The sequence below is a fragment of the Maribacter arenosus genome, assembly GCF_014610845.1.
GTDB lineage: Bacteria > Bacteroidota > Bacteroidia > Flavobacteriales > Flavobacteriaceae > Maribacter_A > Maribacter_A arenosus.
In genome coordinates this window covers 104,895-117,214 of the sequence record NZ_JABTCG010000001.1, presented here as the reverse complement: position 1 = coordinate 117,214, position 12,320 = coordinate 104,895, and the positions used below count along the sequence as shown (strand labels likewise).

Sequence of the window (12,320 nt, the reverse complement as noted above, 5' to 3'; positions counted from 1 at the left end):
ACAATGAAAATGCTTTCATAGAAAATGATGCTTTCTCTTTATACTTCCATATGGAAATGTTATTAGAGTTCTATTACCGTTTACAACCAAAAAACCTTGCTACTTTCAAGCAAGGTTTTTCTACAATAAAATTGTGATCCATTTAATACTTAAGAAACTTCTAAAACCTCTTCAGGTTTTAAGACTTTATATAATTCCAACTCGGAAACTTCAAAATTTTCGATAAAATTATAACTCTCGAAATTCTCTGACCTAACAAGGTTTACGAACAGTTTTGCCGATTTTGTAAAGCTCTCATTCTTTTGACTATTAATGACTAATAGATAACCCATGATGATGTTACCGGCCATTTCGACCAATCGTCTGGAATGAAAATCGATTAATTCGTTATTATTCAGTTCAAGAACCCTGTTCGTAATAGATTCAAAAGCTTCCGTCATTTTATGAAGCTTCGTCCTAATTTCACAGTTTTTATCAGAAACTTGGGTGTCATAGCATTTTATCTGCTCAATAAACACTCCAGTTGTAACGCCTTTTATTGCAGCAACTGCCTGTAATTGGGACGTTCCTTCATATATGGAAGTAATTCTGGCATCCCTATAAATACGCTCAATTGGGAAATCTTTCATGAAACCAGTTCCCCCATGAATTTGAAGCGAATCATAGGCTATTGTATTACATGCCTCACTTGCAGTAAGTTTTATTAAAGGAGTAAATACATTGGCCAATTTCATATAATGCTTCATTTCCATACGCTCTTCTTTTTCAAGGCTGCGCTCCTTCATTTCTTCTTCGTAGGCTTTTGTAATATCTACAAATAAAGTGGTTTCGTATAATAAGGAACGTAAAGCATCAATTTTCACCTTCATATTTGTGATCATTTCATAAACAGCAGGGAATTTTAAAATTACTTTACCGAACTGCGCCCTGTCCTCTGCATATTTTAAAGCTTCACGATATGCTGCGTCAGCTAATCCAACGGATTGTGCGCCAACTCCTAAACGGGCTGAATTCATTAGGGCCATCACATATTTGATCAATCCGAAACGTTCCTTGCCCACCAATTCTGCAGGGGCATCCTTAAATACCAACTCACACGTCGGAGAGCCTTTAATACCCAATTTTTTCTCTAAGTGCCTTACTTGAACCGCATGGTCGTTTCTATCATATATAAACATTGATAAACCTCTAGCATCTAAAGTACCTTCTTCCGATCTTGCAAGAACCAATGATATATCTGCATCACCATTGGTAATAAAACGCTTTACTCCATTTAATTTCCAAATGTTTTCTTTTTCATCAAAAGTGGCTTTCAATTTTACAGATTGTAGATCTGAACCTGCATCAGGCTCTGTCAATACCATTGCTGCCGTTACACCATCGCGATTAAATCGAGGCAAATACTTATCTTTCTGTTCTTCAGAACCGAATTCATAAATAGTTTCAGCACAATCTTGTAAACCCCAAATGTTTGCAAATCCTGCATCTGCCCTTGCGACCATTTCCGCAGCCATAACGTAAGGGACCATTGGAAAATTCAAACCATCATATTTTCTGGGCAGTGCCATCCCTATTAGACCGGCGTTATAAAGTGCTTTGTAATCTTCAGTGGTTCCTTTGGCATAAATCACTTCATTATTTTCAAGATGCGGGCCTTCTAAATCGACTGATTCTGCATTTGGAGCTATCGTATTCGCGCAAATTTCGCCAACAATATCTAAAACTTTCTCATAGTTGTCCAAAGCATCTTCATGATTTAAAGGTGCATAATCATATTGTTCAGATTCTTTGAAGTTTTTCTCTTTAAGAGCAACTACTTTTTGAAAAAGAGGATGTGATAAATGAAATTTAAAATCTGGCGTATCGTTGAAAAAATTATCCATTATCTACTTTTTTTAGTTTTGGGTTATTTACAATTCTATCCAAAACGACTATTTGGCGTTTGCTTTGTAAAATTTGATCATTTTCGGAATTACAACTCCTAAATCACCATGAATCACATAATCTGCTAGACTATTTATTGGTGCTTCCGGGTCATTATTAATCGATATAATCATAGAAGCGTCTTGCATTCCTGCCGTATGTTGAATGGCTCCTGAAATACCTGCAGCGATATAAAGTTTGGGTCTTACCGTCGTTCCTGTTTGACCAATCTGACGATTATGATCGATAAAACCAGCATCTACAGCGGCTCTTGAACCTCCTACTTCCCCTCCTATCAAGTTTGCTAACTCTTCAAGACGCTCGAAATTCTCTCTAGAACCAACACCATAACCACCTGCTACGATTATTGGGGCTTCTTTTAGATTTACATCCGATTCTACGATATGTCGTTCTATGATCTTAACAACAAAATCTTCATCTTTAACGATCGAGTTTACATCTACTTCGACAATTTCAGATGTATAATTTTCATCAAAAACCTCTTTTTTCATTACCCCTTCCCGTACTGTAGCCATTTGCGGATGTTGATCCCAATTAATAATGTTGGCCATTATACTACCCCCAAAAGCCGGTCTTATTGCATAGAGTAAATCTTTATATTCTTTCTTTTCTTTTTTTACAAAATGATCTCCGATATCCAATATAGTAGTATCCGCGGTTAAACCACAATTTAAAGCCGAAGCTAATCTTGGCGCTAAATCCCTACCTACCGATGTAGCACCAAATAGGACTATTTGAGGTTCTTCCTGTTTTAAAACATGGGTTGCTATAGACGAATGTGGTAAGGTTCTATAGGGCTCTAATCGTATATCGTCAGCCACAAATATTCTATCTACTCCATAAAGGGAAATCTGACCTTGAATTCCAGCTAACTGACTACCGAAAACCATTGCTTCAAGGGGACAACCTAATTTAGTCGCTAGTTTTTTTCCAGTTGATAATAACTCCTGGCTTATTTCTGCAATTTTCTGATTTTCAACTTCGCAATAAACAAATACGCTTTTCATTTTAATTCGATTTATTAGCAATTATCCAATGATATGGTGATCGATTAACTCCTTGATCATAGTTTCTATATCCAAATCCGAATCCGATAAAACTTTTGCTTCATTGGCCGTTAATACTATACTTTCTACACTCTTAACTTTTGTTGGTGAACCTGACAGTCCGATTTTAGTCTCATCTGCATCAATATCCTCAACGCCCCATTCTGGAATGGTCAAATAGGGTCGTTTGGAATGTAATTCTTTTATAAACCCATCATTCGGACGAATTTCGGAATTGGTTCTAGCATATTTATATTGCATAATCCGTTTTGCTACTTTAGATCTACAAGCAGGGGAAGCACCATGGACGGTAATTAAGCAGGGAAGTGGTGAGGAAACTGTTTCAACTCCTTTTGATAATCGTCGTTTAGCGACCACCTCGTCATCTGTAATTGAAATAATCCCTTCTACATAAGTTACTTGGGGCACTCCCAGTTTCTCCGCACATTGTGGACCAACCTGGGCAGTATCGCCATCAATTGCCTGTCTTCCTCCCATTATTATATCGTAAGAAGGCAATTTTTGAATGGCTCTGACAAGCGTATAACTCGTTGCCAAGGTATCCGCGCCACCAAAACGTTTATCTGAAATCATTATTCCATGATCTGCACCTCTGTATAAACTATCCCTAATGATATCAGCAGCCCTTCTGGGACCCATGGTCATAACGGTAACTTCGGTACCGGGAATACGATCTTTTAAATTGAGTGCTAATTCCAAAGCATGCAAATCATCAGGATTAAATACGGTATCTAACTTTCCCCTATTGACCGTACCATCCGGTTTCATTGCATCTGGACCCACATTTCTTGTATCTGGAACTTGCTTAATAAGCACAACTATTTTGAGTGGTCTCATAAGTGTTATTTGGATTGATGGTTAAACCGTACCAAAAATAACACCTCATTTTCGCAAAAAAGGTGACAAAACTCATACAATGGAAAAAATGACATAAAAAAAAGGAGGCTTTTTTAAGACCTCCTTTATATCGTTACTAGTTAATTTCTATTTTTTTCGCTCTTTCTTAACCTTCTCTGCCACCGTTTCTTCTGGAGCATTGTTTTTCATAAAATCCTCCATAATAGCAGTACTTACTCCCATATTGGAGAAGCCCCCATCATGGAATAGGTTTTGAAGCGTTACTTTCTTTGTTAAATCTGAAAATAGTGTTACAATATAATCTGCACATTCCAATGCTGTTGCATTACCCAATGGGGACATTTTATCGGCATAGGCCAAAAAACCGTCGAAGCCTTTTACTCCACTCCCAGCTGTTGTTGGGGTTGGGGATTGGGAAACCGTATTCACCCTTACTTTTTTATCTCTTCCGAAGAAGTACCCAAAACTACGCGCTACAGATTCTAAATACGCTTTATTATCCGCCATATCGTTATAATCAGGAAACACTCGTTGTGCTGCCATATATGTCAATCCTACGATACTTCCCCATTCACTTACCGCGTCTTTGTTGTAAAGCACACTCATTGTTCTATGGAATGATAATGCGGAAACATCCCAACCGGTCTTTGTGAAATTATAATCTTGATGTGTATAAGGGTTCCCTCTACGTACATTGACGGACATACCTATTGAATGTAAAACGAAGTCGATTTTTCCTCCTAATATCTCCACAGCCTTGTCTACCAAGTTTTCAAGATCCATCATAGATGTAGCATCTGCCGGAATAATCTGTGAGTTTGTTTTTTCTGCAAGTTCAGAAATAGTTCCCATCCGCAATGCAATTGGTGCATTCGTTAGTACAAACTTACCTCCTTCTTCATGAATTCGCTCTGCGGTTTTCCAAGCAATTGAATTTGCATCCAAAGCTCCAAAAATAATTCCCCTTTTTCCTTTTAATAAATTATAGGCCATGTTCTAGTTTTCTTAGTTTGATATTGTGGTCAAAGATATTTAAAATATGTTGAATAAAAAGATTGTAAGATTCAATGGTAAAAAGATCCTAGTTCAATAATTGTCTGGCGTGTGCCATGGCAGAATCTGAAAGCTTCTTTCCACCCAACATTTCGGCCAACTCAAAAACCCTTTCCTCCGGCGTTAATTCTTTCATATTGGTTAAGGTACCAATGTCCTTGTCCTCTTTGTATACCTTGAAATGATGATCACCTTTCGAGGCCACTTGCGGTAGATGTGTTATGGAAAATATCTGCATGCTCTTGCTCATTTCAGACATAATCCCGGCCATTCGGTTTGATATCTCCCCGGAAACCCCAGAATCGATTTCATCGAACATCATCGTAGGAAGGTTCTCATGTTTAGCCATTATCGATTTTATCGTCAACATGATACGGGAAAGTTCGCCCCCTGATGCTACTTTCTTAAGATCTCCAAAATCAGTCCCTTTATTGGCGGCAAATAGAAAAGACAACTCATCCTTACCATTCGATTTAAAGTCTTTTGCGGCATTCAACTCGATCTTAAAACGGGCGCTTGGCATTCCTAGTACGGCTAATCGTTTTTCCAATTTCTGCTTCAAATCAGGGATGATTTTCTGTCGTTCTTTTGATATTTTAGCAGCTACTTCATTGAGTACCTTCTTTTGTTCTTCCAATTGCTTTTCTTTTGCTGCAATAGTCGATTCCAAATTCTCGGTCGCTTCTACTTTTTCAGCAAGTTCCCCTTTAATTCTTATAAGCTCTGATACCTCACGTACGCCATGCTTCTTTTGTAAATTATAAAGCAATTCTAATTTGGTATTGACCTCATCCAATAATTTTGGATCCAAATCGGCCTTCTCAGAAAGTTCCTCTAACTCTGATCCAATATCTTCCATTTCAATTCGAACGGAATGAATTCTACCATCAAGAGCCTGGTATATTGATCCAAAACCTGAAAGTCTATTCGAAACCTGTTTTAATTCCGATAAGAGATTCAGAATTCCTATTTGTTCATCGTTCAATACCTGATGCCCTTTTGATAACTGTTCAACAATAGTTTCTATATTGCTTAATTGCTGATATTGCTCCTCCAATTCTTCCTGCATACCTTCCTGCAGTTGGGCTTCTTCCAACTCTTTCAATAAAAAGCTGTTATACTCATGCTCTTTTATGGCATTTCCCTGAAATTCGATTAGTCCGGCCAATTCCGAGGAAGTTTTTTGATATTCCTTCAATTGTAGGTTATAATCATTTCGCAATGCTTTGATATCGGCAATTGAATCGATTAATTTAAACTGAAACTCGTTTTCGGCCAGCTGTAAGGTTTGATGCTGTGAGTGTACGTCGATCAATCTATTTCCCAAACGGGATAATACATCCAAGGTTACTGGCGTGTCATTGATAAAGGCCCTTGATTTACCGCCTGGCAATATTTCCCTTCGTATGATGGTCTTTTCATCATAATCCAAATCGTTCTCGGAAAAAAAGGATGAAAGACCATAGTTCCCAATTTCGAACTCACTTTCAACAATACACTTTTCATCCTTATTGCGCAAGGTGGAAAGATCGGCCCGTTTACCCAAAACCAGTGAGAGCCCACCCAACAAAATGGATTTACCGGCCCCTGTTTCACCTGTAATACAGGTGAATCCGTTGCCAAAGGACACATTTAAACTGTCGATCAGCGCATAGTTCTTAATAGAGAGATTACTCAGCAAAACCTTACTTTTAGGATTGCCGTAAAGATAATTTTTATTTCAGTTGAAAAAAATGGAGATCAATATTTTATCTCATTCCAAGTACTGGAATAGAGGGGTGCAATCCGATTCAAGGTTTCCTTTAACTGAATTACATCAACCTTGGGACCATCAGAAAAAATATTTCGAATTTCTTCAGATTTCGCATCGAAAAATGTGGATACCAAAAAGGCATTGGGTCTTCTTTTGATCATGGTCTCGAACAGGTTCAAGGTCCCTGCAATGACTTGTTTACCCGTGCTGTTGTTATCGGCAAGGATATCGATGCCTTTTCTATGGTAGTTGTACATGGCCACCCGATATTCCCTATAGGTATTTGACATTAGGTTGTCCATCAATTCGAAGCGACTGCGGTCGGAAGACTGGCTCCAACCCAATGAATTACTACTTTGAGCTTGGGTAACAATATTCTGGGCCTTTCTAAAATATTCACTTCCTCCTTCGAGGGTAAAGGTATCGGCGTCTAATCCTAGAATGACATATACATAATAGGCTATAACACTAACCAAATTCGATTCGAACACATTCTCATTGAAAACCAAGGGTTGAAATTCGATGTATTCAAAGTTGAATTGATTGTCCTTGTAATTGAAAATGGGGGTTTCGTAGGACGTATTAAAAACCGGCCTTGAAGACTGGATCTGAATATTACCCTTGAACCTATTGGATTCAAATTCGGTAATGGTTATGAACATTTGGGCATTTACCCGTTCATTATCCTTGTAGACGCGATTTGTCCATTTGTTTCTATTGACGAAATCATTCAATGAGCGCTCCAAAGTCTTGAATATCTGTTGGTTGGTTTGGGCTACTTGATCAGAATTCACAGTTACCACACAATTCAATTCCTGTGCGGCAGTAGAGCCGGTAACAAAAATAAAGACTAGGGCTATTAGGTAATTACGCATTTAATCGAATTATGATTTCGCTTAAAATATCCTTGGCGACTTCCACCTTGGTTTTTAATTGAAACGCTTTAATCTGGGAATTCTTATCCAAAAACGTAATTTTATTAGTGTTGCTGACAAATCCCGCACCTTTGTCATTCAATGAGTTCAATACAATAGCGTCTAAATGCTTCCGTATTAATTTGTCTTTGGCATTTTCAAGTTCGTTTTCGGTCTCAAGGGCAAAACCTACTAAAAACTGCTTGGTTTTTAGTTTCCCCAACGACAATAATATATCCTTGTTCTTCACCAACTCCAAAGTGAGATTTGTCTCTTTCTTCTTAATTTTTTGGTCTGCCACGATTTTTGGCTTATAATCGGCCACGGCAGCGGCGCATATGGCTATATCGCAATTTTCAAAGTGATTATGGGCAACCTTGTACATTTCATCGGCCGAAACCACGTTGATCAATGTAATCAAATCATGTGAAATGGATAGATTTGTTGGGCCGGAAACCAATATTACCTCAGCCCCGAGATTCGCTGCAACCTTTGCCAACTCATAGCCCATTTGTCCAGAGGAATGATTACCGATAAATCGAACGGGATCTATTGCCTCGTAAGTAGGCCCTGCAGTCACCAATACCTTCTTGTCTTTTAATGGCAGGCCTTTTAACATGTATTCTTTGATAAATGCTATGATATCTTCAGGTTCTGCCATACGACCTTCACCATGCAGACCACTTGCCAACTCACCCGATGTGGCTGGTATCATAATATTGCCAAATGATTGCAATGTACTTATCGATGCCTTGTTCGCCGGATGTTGGTACATATCCAAGTCCATGGCAGGAGCAAAAAACACGGGGCACTTTGCAGATAGATAAACAGCCAATAAAAGATTATCCGTGGTGCCATTGGCCATTTTAGACAGGGTATTTGCCGTTGCGGGGGCAATAATCATCAAATCGGCCCAAAGCCCTAAATCTACATGATTATTCCAATCGGTCATCGCACCATCTTGTTTGACAAATGCCGTAAGTGCAGGGTTCTTGGAAAGCGTAGCCAAGGTAAGTGGGGAAACAAAAGAGCTGGCGCTTTCCGTCAAAACTACTTTGACATTTGCGCCAGCTTTAATCAATAATCGTACAAGAAAGGTGGTTTTATAAGCGGCAATTCCCCCAGTAATGCCTAAAAGGATATTCTTGCCACCTAACATACTACTCTGTATCTTTCTCAGTATTTCTATGGTAAATCCTATCCATCAACCACTCTTCAACTGCCATGGCATGTGGTTTAGGAAGTTTTTCGTAAAACTTGGACACTTCTATCTGTTCTTTGTTCTCAAAAACCTCTTCCAGACTATCGCTATACGTTGCGAATTCCTCAAGTTTTTCCAAAAGTTCCTTTTTAATTTCAGAATTGATCTGAATAGCCCTTTTAGCGGTTATGGAAATAGCCTCATATATATTTTCTGTTTTCTCATCGAACTCGTTTCTGTTGATAGTGACCGTTGAAACTGGTGCTTTGGAGTTCTTTAAATCGTTCATATTCATAATAAAAGCTGTTTATTTTGTTTCTTTTTCTTTTGTGGTTGTAGGCGTTTCTATTTCCTCCTGAATTTTACCCAACAATTTATCGGCCTCCTCGGCAAATTTGGTATCCGGATATTGTTTTTTAAGCACATTATACGCCGTTTTTGCACTTGCTAATCGCTCCGGTTTCCATCTGGCAAAACTGTTCAATGCATATTCCGTAGCGGATTCAAATTTAAGGTACAAAGCTTCTTCCCTGAAGATAGACCCGGGATAATCGGAAATAAAATTATCAAAGGCCGCCATGGCGGGGGTTAGAAAGGAATAATCAAAATGCCCTAGTTTATTGAACTGTTTGGCTATTTCAAATGCTTTTTTTTCTTTCTTCGTAGTCAACTCCTTGGCCATTTTATTGGCTTCGTCAAAGTACTCGGAATCAGGGTACATATTAATAAAGGTCTGTAATTTAACCAAGGCCTTATTCGTGTCTGTTTGATCCAAGGAATACGCTGGAGAAAGCATATAATAACTTTTCGCACCTAAGAATGAGGCTTCAGGTACTTTCTCACTTTTGGGATAGGATTTAATAAACCTTTCAAACTGATAGCCGGCCATATTGTAATCCTTTCTTTCAAAAAAGGTGTTTGCAAAAAAGAACATAACCCTTTCGCCTTGTGGTTTACCCACATATTTAGGGGCAATCTGTTCGAACAAACGGTTTGCACGTTTGTAATCCCCAGCATCATAATATTTTTGGGCAAGATCGAACTTGGCCTTTACATCTTCATTTTTAAGTACTTTTTGATACTCATTGCATGATGACATGACCAATATCAAACTTAGAAAAGGGATGAGCTTCCTCATTTTTAAAAACATTTTGCAAAATTAGGGATTCTGAACGGAACTAAAAAACAAAATTTACGACACTAAAATAGCTTGCCAAAGGCACTAATCACCCTTATTTGGCATAGATTTAACGTTCAAAGGAATCGTAATTACGCATGTTGCCCTGCGAAGGGCTTCACGAATTGTGCGATTTTATTTCGAAGATGGTCCGATGCTGGCACCAAAGGCAATCTGACTGCTCCCGATGCAATGTCCAAAACCTTAAAAACCGCTTTGATTCCTGCCGGATTCCCTTCCTCGAAGATTAGACCCATTCCCTCTTGTAAGGAATACTGCAAATCAAATGCCTCTTTTACCTGGGCTTTTAACCCTAATCTGATCATCTTGGAAAAAGGGCGGGGCACCCCTTGTGCCAGCACGGAAATAACACCTGAACCTCCCGCTAAAACTGTAGACAGTGCGGTCATATCATCTCCGGAAATTACCATAAAGTTTTCGGGTTTATCCTTTATTATTTGCATCACCTGTGTTATATCCCCAGAAGCCTCCTTAATCGCAATGATATTATCAAAGTCATTGGCAAGACGAAGCACAGTAGCAGGAAGAATGTTACTACCCGTTCTAGCCGGAACATTATAGACAATTAATGGCAAAGGTGAATTTTCTGAAATTGCCTTAAAATGTTGATATATTCCTTCTTGTGTAGGTTTGTTATAATATGGAGATACCGAGAGTATGGCGTCAAAACTATCCAAGTTCCGACGTTTTATGGTATCTACAACCACGGAGGTATTGTTGCCCCCAATACCGAGAACAAGGGGTAAACGACCGGCATTGGCACTAATAATCGTATCTATTACCACTTGTTTCTCTATTTCGGTAAGCGTAGCCGTCTCGGCAGTTGTACCCAAGGCCACCAAATAATCCACCCCACCATCGATACAATGCTTAACAATATTGGTCAAGGCCATGGTATCTACCGTAAAATCATCTTTAAACGGGGTAACTAAAGCAACCCCTGTGCCCATCAATTTATCCATTATTCAATTTCATTCAGAACTTTTAGATATTTCTTGAGTTCTAGTTTAAATGTTTTAAAATCCTTTAAGGGTAATCCTAAAATTAAATCGTTCAATTTTTGATCTACCTCCTTAAAACCAACCTTAATTCGGGCATTGGTCTTTACGGTCATTAATTGCAACATCAAATTCTCCTCGTTATAATAGTTAACCAGTAAATCATAATCCCGACTTAAGAATTCCAATGCATAACTATTTTCGATCTCACCTTTCCAGCCTAAATCCTTATCGGAAAAAACTGGAGTTGAATAGGGCGAATTCTTATCATAATAACTTTTATACCCAATTATCTTTACGGCATTGGGTCTCAATTTATATTCCTCGACAAACTCAAAAAAATACTCAGGTTTGTCAAAATGATCCAAATCCACAAGACAACCAATAGAGGTTATTCCATTTGCCCTGTCCACAATTTGTGGGGTTCTTGATAGGGCTTCTTTTAAGAACTTTATGCCAGATTTGTGTTTGAATTTATCCCGTATTCCTTTTAAAAACATGTACTTTTACATTTACACAAAAGTAAATAATAAACACTCATCTTTGAGAGGCTAAGGTAAAAACAATAATGATTTTAAAAATAAAACATTTTGTTGTATTTATAACTTTTTTGGGATTGGGATCATGCAGACAAGATACAACAACCCTAACCAGGATAGAAGGGAAACAAATTCCGATAGATAGTATAATTTCAAAAGCTACTAACATCGAGGAATTCATATCACCCTATAGCACACGCATTGAAGAAGTGCTTGATAGTGCGTTGGCCTATGCTCCAAAACCTATTACTAAGGAAGATGGCGAATTCAATACGACAGCGGGTAATTTATTGGCGGACATCGTACGATCGCAAGCCAATCCAATTTTCAAATCGCGTACGGGCAAAGACATCGACTTCGTATTGCTGAACCATGGGGGAATACGTTCCATAATATCCGCAGGTAAAGTAAGCGCGAGAAATGCCTTTGAGGTAATGCCTTTCGAAAATAACATCGTCGTGGCTGCCGTCAACGGAACGGCTGTCAACGATATGGTAGCTTTTATAGTTCAATCCGGAAGGGCACATCCAATTTCAGGAATGCAGATTGTTTTGGATAAAGATAGAAAATTGCGAAAAGCCCTCATAAATGGGGAACCCGTTAATCCCAAAAGAACTTATTATGTGGCCACTTCGGATTATTTGGTTACTGGAGGAGACCAAATGGGATTCTTTAAAAACAATATTTCGATTAACGACACAGACTATTTGATCCGTAATGCCATGATCGATTATTTTAAAAAGGTCGATACACTTGCTCCAGTAATTGATGACCGATTTTATATGGAAAAATAAT

At 38.4% G+C, this 12,320-nt stretch carries 12 protein-coding genes; 1 reads left to right on the top strand and 11 read right to left on the bottom strand.

Annotation, left to right across the window (positions count from 1 at the left end; all coding sequences use genetic code 11):
- Positions 1–149: 149 nt before the first annotated feature.
- The 11 genes from HPE63_RS00570 to HPE63_RS00520 form a co-directional block, all read right to left on the bottom strand.
- Positions 150–1,883, bottom strand: a complete 1,734-nt coding sequence (locus HPE63_RS00570; protein ID WP_188312288.1) for an acyl-CoA dehydrogenase family protein — start codon at positions 1,881–1,883, stop codon at positions 150–152.
- A 48-nt stretch (positions 1,884–1,931) separates the two neighbouring features.
- Entirely contained in the window at positions 1,932–2,951 is a 1,020-nt protein-coding gene (locus HPE63_RS00565) for an electron transfer flavoprotein subunit alpha/FixB family protein (RefSeq protein WP_188312287.1), read from the bottom strand.
- Between the two features lie 21 nt (positions 2,952–2,972).
- Complete coding sequence (locus tag HPE63_RS00560) at positions 2,973–3,848, bottom strand: electron transfer flavoprotein subunit beta/FixA family protein (protein ID WP_188312286.1); 876 nt, start codon at positions 3,846–3,848, stop codon at positions 2,973–2,975.
- Positions 3,849–3,995: 147 nt separating this feature from the next.
- Positions 3,996–4,862, bottom strand: a complete 867-nt coding sequence (locus tag HPE63_RS00555; RefSeq protein WP_188312285.1) for an enoyl-ACP reductase FabI — start codon at positions 4,860–4,862, stop codon at positions 3,996–3,998.
- 88 nt (positions 4,863–4,950) lie between these two features.
- On the bottom strand, positions 4,951–6,603 hold the full coding sequence (recN, locus tag HPE63_RS00550; RefSeq protein ID WP_188312284.1) for a DNA repair protein RecN: 1,653 nt from the start codon (positions 6,601–6,603) through the stop codon (positions 4,951–4,953).
- A gap of 59 nt (positions 6,604–6,662) precedes the next feature.
- Positions 6,663–7,550 (bottom strand): type IX secretion system protein PorD, encoded by an 888-nt coding sequence (porD, locus tag HPE63_RS00545; RefSeq protein WP_188312283.1) that lies wholly within the window; start codon positions 7,548–7,550, stop codon positions 6,663–6,665.
- Entirely contained in the window at positions 7,543–8,748 is a 1,206-nt protein-coding gene (gene coaBC, locus HPE63_RS00540; protein WP_188312282.1) for a bifunctional phosphopantothenoylcysteine decarboxylase/phosphopantothenate--cysteine ligase CoaBC, read from the bottom strand. The genes porD and coaBC overlap by 8 nt, the downstream gene beginning before the upstream one ends.
- A 1-nt stretch (position 8,749) precedes the next feature.
- Positions 8,750–9,085 carry a DNA-directed RNA polymerase subunit omega gene (locus HPE63_RS00535; protein ID WP_188312281.1) on the bottom strand — a complete coding sequence of 112 codons (336 nt, stop codon included), beginning with the start codon at positions 9,083–9,085 and terminating at the stop codon, positions 8,750–8,752.
- 12 nt (positions 9,086–9,097) lie between these two features.
- Positions 9,098–9,940, bottom strand: coding sequence for an outer membrane protein assembly factor BamD (locus tag HPE63_RS00530; protein WP_188312280.1), 843 nt, complete (start codon positions 9,938–9,940; stop codon positions 9,098–9,100).
- A 119-nt stretch (positions 9,941–10,059) separates the two neighbouring features.
- A complete protein-coding gene (gene dapA, locus HPE63_RS00525; RefSeq protein ID WP_188312279.1) occupies positions 10,060–10,950 on the bottom strand; it encodes a 4-hydroxy-tetrahydrodipicolinate synthase in 891 nt (296 codons plus the stop codon).
- The gene (locus HPE63_RS00520; protein ID WP_188312278.1) at positions 10,950–11,486 is read right to left on the bottom strand and encodes a DUF6913 domain-containing protein; all 537 of its coding nucleotides are present in this window, start codon (positions 11,484–11,486) and stop codon (positions 10,950–10,952) included. The genes dapA and HPE63_RS00520 overlap by 1 nt, the downstream gene beginning before the upstream one ends.
- A 68-nt stretch (positions 11,487–11,554) precedes the next feature.
- On the opposite strand from HPE63_RS00520, the gene HPE63_RS00515 reads away from it, so the two are divergent.
- Positions 11,555–12,319: a 5'-nucleotidase C-terminal domain-containing protein gene (locus HPE63_RS00515; protein WP_188312277.1), complete on the top strand. Its 765-nt coding sequence runs from the start codon at positions 11,555–11,557 to the stop codon at positions 12,317–12,319.
- Position 12,320: the final 1 nt, after the last annotated feature.

Coding starts and splice junctions, on each gene's coding strand:
- HPE63_RS00570 (WP_188312288.1), bottom strand. CDS start 1,883: ATGGATAATTTTTTCAACGATACGCCAGATTTTAAATTTCATTTATCA.
- HPE63_RS00565 (WP_188312287.1), bottom strand. CDS start 2,951: ATGAAAAGCGTATTTGTTTATTGCGAAGTTGAAAATCAGAAAATTGCA.
- HPE63_RS00560 (WP_188312286.1), bottom strand. CDS start 3,848: ATGAGACCACTCAAAATAGTTGTGCTTATTAAGCAAGTTCCAGATACA.
- HPE63_RS00555 (WP_188312285.1), bottom strand. CDS start 4,862: ATGGCCTATAATTTATTAAAAGGAAAAAGGGGAATTATTTTTGGAGCT.
- porD (WP_188312283.1), bottom strand. CDS start 7,550: ATGCGTAATTACCTAATAGCCCTAGTCTTTATTTTTGTTACCGGCTCT.
- coaBC (WP_188312282.1), bottom strand. CDS start 8,748: ATGTTAGGTGGCAAGAATATCCTTTTAGGCATTACTGGGGGAATTGCC.
- HPE63_RS00535 (WP_188312281.1), bottom strand. CDS start 9,085: ATGAATATGAACGATTTAAAGAACTCCAAAGCACCAGTTTCAACGGTC.
- HPE63_RS00530 (WP_188312280.1), bottom strand. CDS start 9,940: ATGTTTTTAAAAATGAGGAAGCTCATCCCTTTTCTAAGTTTGATATTG.
- dapA (WP_188312279.1), bottom strand. CDS start 10,950: ATGGATAAATTGATGGGCACAGGGGTTGCTTTAGTTACCCCGTTTAAA.
- HPE63_RS00520 (WP_188312278.1), bottom strand. CDS start 11,486: ATGTTTTTAAAAGGAATACGGGATAAATTCAAACACAAATCTGGCATA.
- HPE63_RS00515 (WP_188312277.1), top strand. CDS start 11,555: ATGATTTTAAAAATAAAACATTTTGTTGTATTTATAACTTTTTTGGGA.